Raw genomic sequence first — 351 nt, 5'->3', positions numbered from 1 at the left:
CATTATACAAAAGGTACGCTGTCAGGGCTTATGCCCCTCCAACTGATTGTAGGCGCTCGGTTTCAGGTACTGTTTCACTCCCCTCGTCGGGGTGCTTTTCACCTTTCCCTCACGGTACTGGTTCGCTATCGGTCAGTAAGGAGTACTTAGCCTTCGGGGGTGGTCCCCCGATCTTCAGACAGGATTACACGTGTCCCGCCCTACTTAATACGTCCAGTCGAGCTTCCTATACGGGGCTGTCACCCGCTATGGCCACGCTTCCCAACGTGTTCTAGTCACTCTCATGGTTCGGCTGGTCCCCGTTCGCTCGCCACTACTAGGGGAGTCTCTATTGATGTCCTTTCCTCCGGG

The 351-nt window shown here is 55.3% G+C and carries 1 rRNA gene; it reads right to left on the bottom strand.

From position 1 onward, the window contains the following. Positions 1–351 (bottom strand): 23S ribosomal RNA (locus V3391_RS17620); the annotation flags it as partial.

The organism is Luteimonas flava (assembly GCF_036584485.1).
Lineage (GTDB): Bacteria > Pseudomonadota > Gammaproteobacteria > Xanthomonadales > Xanthomonadaceae > Luteimonas > Luteimonas flava.
The sequence above is the reverse complement of the archived record's forward strand: the minus strand, read 5'-3'. Positions and strand labels throughout refer to the sequence as shown.